This window comes from Streptomyces glaucescens, assembly GCF_002154375.1.
Lineage (GTDB): Bacteria > Actinomycetota > Actinomycetes > Streptomycetales > Streptomycetaceae > Streptomyces > Streptomyces glaucescens.
In genome coordinates, this window is sequence record NZ_MUND01000355.1 from 1 (window position 1) to 4,901 (window position 4,901).

Annotated in this window: 5 protein-coding genes; 1 reads left to right on the forward strand and 4 read right to left on the reverse strand. The window is 68.6% G+C overall.

What is annotated here, in order from left to right; genetic code table 11:
• The 4 genes from CCN42_RS22930 to CCN42_RS22945 form a co-directional block, all read right to left on the reverse strand.
• On the reverse strand, positions 1-374 hold a 374-nt coding region (locus tag CCN42_RS22930; RefSeq protein ID WP_143661991.1), incomplete at its 3' end, for a hypothetical protein.
• A complete protein-coding gene (locus CCN42_RS22935) occupies positions 374-1,027 on the reverse strand; it encodes a hypothetical protein (RefSeq protein ID WP_086738387.1) in 654 nt (217 codons plus the stop codon). The genes CCN42_RS22930 and CCN42_RS22935, both read right to left, overlap by 1 nt.
• Positions 1,028-1,289: 262 nt before the next feature.
• Entirely contained in the window at positions 1,290-2,549 is a 1,260-nt protein-coding gene (locus CCN42_RS22940) for a cytochrome P450 (RefSeq protein ID WP_086738390.1), read from the reverse strand.
• Positions 2,549-3,778 carry a cytochrome P450 family protein gene (locus tag CCN42_RS22945; protein WP_143661992.1) on the reverse strand — a complete coding sequence of 410 codons (1,230 nt, stop codon included), beginning with the start codon at positions 3,776-3,778 and terminating at the stop codon, positions 2,549-2,551. Before CCN42_RS22945 ends, CCN42_RS22940 begins: the two co-directional genes overlap by 1 nt.
• 422 nt (positions 3,779-4,200) lie before the next feature.
• Here CCN42_RS22945 and CCN42_RS22950 point away from each other — a divergent pair.
• Positions 4,201-4,901 (forward strand): hypothetical protein (locus tag CCN42_RS22950; RefSeq protein ID WP_086738394.1); only part of this gene is annotated, 701 nt, incomplete at its 3' end.

Here is a 4,901-nt window from a genome sequence, read left to right on the forward strand (position 1 = left end):
TACAGGACCGCCATGGCGGTCAAGGCGCCCCCGTAGACGGGCAGCCAGCGCAGTGCGGTGCGGCGCAGCGCCCGGGCGTCTCGGCGCTCGGGCTGCCACAGCTGGCTCATGGCGTGGGCGTGGGCGACGCAGATCAGGGTGATGCAGGGGACGAGCAGGGCGCAGATGTTGGGGGAGTGCAGTGCGGTGCCGACAGCCCGGTAGATGACTGGTGTGGCGAGCAGGAAGACTAGCCCGGCGTGGATGAGTACCGAGGCGGTCAGGGCCAGTGTCCATTCCCGCTGGTGACGCACTGCCAGCGCTTTGACGATGCCCAGTCCGATCGAGGACAGGGCGATCACCAGGTTGATGACTGTGATGATTCCGGTGGGCATCAGATGGACCGGCGGTTGCTGATTGCGCTCGTCAGGCGGCCGGTGCTCTGGCTGGTCGGGTCCAGGTCGAGCAGAGGCAGGACGACCCGCGCGAAGATCTCGCAGGTCAGTTCTTCGTCGTCTCCGTATCCGGCGCGGAGCTTGGCGGGCCGGGTGATGATCTCCTCGCGGACCCGGTCGGGCAGGGCGGACATCTGCTCCCTGAGGGACTCCAGGGTCACGCCGTCGAACTGGCTGTGCACGGCGATGGAGCAGGCATCCCCGGGGCCGTCCTCGGCTCCGCTGTGCGGTACCCGCAGGTGGCGTGCCTCGTGCAGGGAGACGAGTGCCTGGTGCCAGGGGCTGAGGCGGTCGCTGATGCCGATGTAGTCGGTGTCTTCGCCCTGCACCGTCACGCCGCTCACGCGGGGCGGCAGGCCCGACAGCAGGAACGTCTCGACCGTGCGGCCGCGCAGATCGGCCATGGCCCGTAGGACGTCCTGGACGCTCGCGCCCGGCTTGAGGCCGAGTTCGTCGTAGAAGAGGTGCAGTGCGGCGCGCCGTTCGCGGGACCAGGAGCGGTGCTGGCGGACGGCGGCGCCGGCACGGCTGGTGGTCTCGGCCAGACGTGCAAGGACACTGCGGTAAGGGGGAAGTGCACCGGTGGTGCGCATGTCTCGGTCAGCCCTCCCCATACGTGTCGGTGCCCGCGGAGTGAAGGGCTGGTGTGGTCGCTATCGGCGCTTGGTCGGGCGCCTCGATGTAGCTGTGGTGCATCGGCGGCCTGCGCTCCCCGTTTTTCCCTGACGTGACTGGCTGTGCCTGGTGACGTGCGCAGCGAGATTATCAGCCGGGCCGCAGGCAGCCGGTGGGGTGGAGGCCCCTGCGGTACGCCCGGGACGGCATCCGCAGCGGGTGCCGTCCCGGGGAGTACGGCTACGCGGCAGCAGCGGCGTGCGTCCGCGCCCGTACTCGCGCCCACAGCGCTGTGTCGCAGTTGGAGGAGTAGGAGCTGATCGGCCGGGAGGTGGGGGCCCCGGTGCGGTCGACGTCGATGTGCTCCACCAGCGCGGCGAGCGCCGTGGCGGCCATCATGCGGGCCAGCGGGGCACCGATGCAGTAGTGGGCCCCGTGGCCGAAGGCCAGATGCGCGAGGGCCTGGCGGGTGGCGTCGAACGTGTCCGCGTCAGGGCCGAAGGCCTGCGCATCGCGGCCAGTGGCCGCCAGGCAGATGACGACGGCCTCGCCCGCCCGGACGGTGACGTTCGTGCCGGGCACGGTGATGTCCTCGGCGGCATACCTGAACATGACGGTGTTGATCGGCCCGTTCCAGCGCAGGGTTTCCTCGACGATGTCGTTGATGGGGATCGCGCCCTCGCGGACGCGCTTCATCTGGTCGGTGTGGTCGGTGAGGGCTTTGATGGCGTTGGTGATGAGGTTCGTCGTGGTCTCGTGCCCGGCGAAGAGGAACAGCATCAGGGTGTAGAGCAGCAGTTCATCGTCGAGTGTGGCGTCCTCGCCGCCGGTCGCGGCGATCAGAGCGGAGGTCAGGTCGTCGCCGGGGCGCCGGCGCTTGTCGGCGATGAGCTGGCTGATGACGGCCGCGACTCCAGCCTTGCCCGCAGCGACGTCCTCGGGTGCGCTGCGGCTGTCGTGGATGCGCGTGTAGTCCCGGGCAAGGGTGCTGCTGGTGGCCGGGTCCAGCCCGAAGAGGTGGCATATGACCTGCATGGGCAGCTCGAAAGCGAAACGAGAGCGCAGGTCGATGTACTCGCCCGGAGCGGTCGTCGACAGATCCGCGATCAGGTGCTGGACGATGTCCGTGATGCGGGGACGCAGGCCCTCGACCCGGCGGGGCGTGAAGGCCTTGCTGACCAGGCCCCGCAGCTTGCGGTGCCGTCCGCCGTCTTCATTGAGCATCCCCGGCAGGGCGATGAACTCCAGCAGTCCCCAGTCGCGGGGAATCCTGCCTGTTTGCAGGTCAGCCCAATGAGTGGGGTTCTTGCGGAAATGACGGCCGCCCAGGACAGCTTCAGCGACGTCCCGGTGCGCAGTCGCCCAGGCCCTGACACCACCGTCGATGATTACGGGAACGAGGGAGCCGCGCTCGCGCAGCCTGCGCCCTTCCTCCAGAACATCGGTGGCGTGAGGGTCGAGGGGGAACAGCTGCGTCTCTGGGAGGGCGGCGAGTTTCATCAGCGGTCTCCGATCGGGGCGAGGGTCGCGGCACGCTTTCGGGCACGGACCGGGTCGAAGGCGATGTCCAGCCGGGCGGGGAGGCGGACGATGATCGAGGGGCTCCACTGCGTGGGCTGCCCGGGGAAGGCCAGATGAATGTCGTCCAGGCGAGTCCACAGCCGTTCGACGCCGCCCCGGACGATTGCCGTGGCCAGGCCCGGGGCCGGGCACTCGTGGGCGCCGCTGCCCCAGGCGAGGTGGCTGGCGTTGCTCTCGACGTAGTCCGCGCGGAGGGCGCGGCCGCCGAAACGGTCGTGGTCGAGGTTGGCGCCGGCGGGGCTGATGATGAGCAGGTCGCCGCGGCGGACCCGGGTGCCGTGCAGATCCATGTCGGCGGTCGCAACGCGGCCGATGACCTGCTGCACCGGGGCGTGATTCCACAGCACCTCGGCCATCACGCCGGGGATGTCACGCAGCATGCTGCGCAGGTCGGTCCGGGCGTCCTCGGCCCGGGCCAGCACCTCGCACGTGTTGGCGGCCCAGGCGGTGGTGGAGCCGACGCCCGCGTTGATGGCCAGCCAGACCGTCTCGCGGGTCTCTTCGTCGCTGAGGTCCGCCTCCAGCAGCCATGTGACGATGTCCGCGCGCGGCTCTTGGCGGCGGCGACGGACGTGGTCCTCGATCATGGCGTTGAGGCCGACGTTGGCGTCGAGCGCTCCCTCTCCTCCTCCGAGCAGAGTCAGGATCGTCCGCTGGAGCCGCTCGGCGTCTTCCGGCGGAAATCCGAACAGCTGGGTCAGCACCGCCACCGGCAGCGGGACGGCGTACTGGCCGACGATGTCGGCCTGGCCGTCCTCCACGAAGCCCTCGATGAGGCGATCGGCGACGCGGGTGATCGTCGCGTGCAGCCGACGTTGCCCGACCTTGTGCAAGCTGGTCTTGAACGCGCCCCGCAGGCGCTGATGCTCATGGCCGGAGGCGAAGAGCATGTTGCGCATCGGCTGCACATGGGGCCCTATGGGCCAGTCCTGCGGGAGCAGGCCCTGCTTGGTGACATGCCACTGGCCCAGGTCCCGAGTGAACAGAAGCCCGTCACGCAGCACCGTGTTGCATGCGTCGTAGCCGATCACGAGCCAGGCCGGCACCTCGCCATCGAGATGCACGGGCACCACCGGGCCACCGTGCTCGCGGAGCGTCGCATAGAAGGCGGCCGGGTCGGCGACCATCTCGGTGCTCGACAGTGGCACGGCGGAGCCGCCATGGCGCACAGGGCAGCCTGTGTGCCGTAAGGGCGGGTTGCTGGCAGATGGCTGGTGAGGATGGGAGGTCATCGCACCCGATTTCCGTATCGCGGGATGAGAGGGAAGAAGGTCCGACAAGCCCCGCGACGTGAGGGTTCACATCAGCAGACGCAGGTCGTCGCGATCCTGGAGCACTCACCGTTTCTCTGTCAACAAACGGTGACGGCTTTGACTAGCTCGGCGAAATGGATCGGTACCGACCGCAGGAGTGAGCGACGCACCGTCGTGAGTGGTCACGTGCCGATTCTCGCGGCGGGCGCTGGTCCCACGATCCAGCAGAACCCATCGTTTATGGGTCAACGAACGGATACGCTGGTCGCAGGAGTGCAGCCCGGATACGCTGCGATCGCACATGTGCCCTGGCCCCCTTGGAGATCTTCGTGCCCTTCGTCCCCCGTGAGGTGAGCGCGGCCGACATCGCCTCTCTCGTCGATGCCATCGGGCGGGCGGCGTTTCGCCTCGGATACGACACGAGCGAGGTACTCGACATCGAGGAGATCTCCGAAGCCACCGGCATCGAACCGCAGCGGGTGCGAGAGCTGCTGGTCGACGGCGTCGAGCCGCAGCAGCCGCCCAGCGGAAGCGAGGCGCGCGAGGACTACTACCGCAGGCTGGTCGGTCAGCGGCTGGATCTCCTCCGCCGGCGCAGGCGCAAAGCGACGGCGCCGACGAAGGAGACCTACCGCCAGATCGCCGAAGAAGTCGACCTATCCCACACCCTGATCAGCCATCTCCTCTCCGGGAAACGCAGTGCCCGCGTCGACTACAGCAGCCCCCTGGAGACGCGCTACGGAGTGCCCCACGGCTTCCTGTCGAAGCCGGAGGGGCTGGCTCTGGCCGATCGACTGAAGGCGATCAAAGACGGTCTGCTCGCGGGCGTGCTGCACGAAAGCATCTACACGCTCGGCGGCAAGCAGATGGCCATGCGCCAGAGCGGAGAGGCTCCCCCTTCCCTGGAGGATCTCGTAGAGGCCATGGACGCCCTGATCGCCCGCACGCGTATCCAGGAACGCAAGCGCACGGAAGCCCCGGGCGAGCCGGACTCGTATAAGACGTCATCTCATTTGGG

Bases quoted from the DNA above. Each gene is read 5' to 3' on its own strand.
- CCN42_RS22935 (WP_086738387.1), bottom strand. From the start codon at position 1,027: ATGCGCACCACCGGTGCACTTCCCCCTTACCGCAGTGTCCTTGCACGT.
- CCN42_RS22940 (WP_086738390.1), bottom strand. From the start codon at position 2,549: ATGAAACTCGCCGCCCTCCCAGAGACGCAGCTGTTCCCCCTCGACCCT.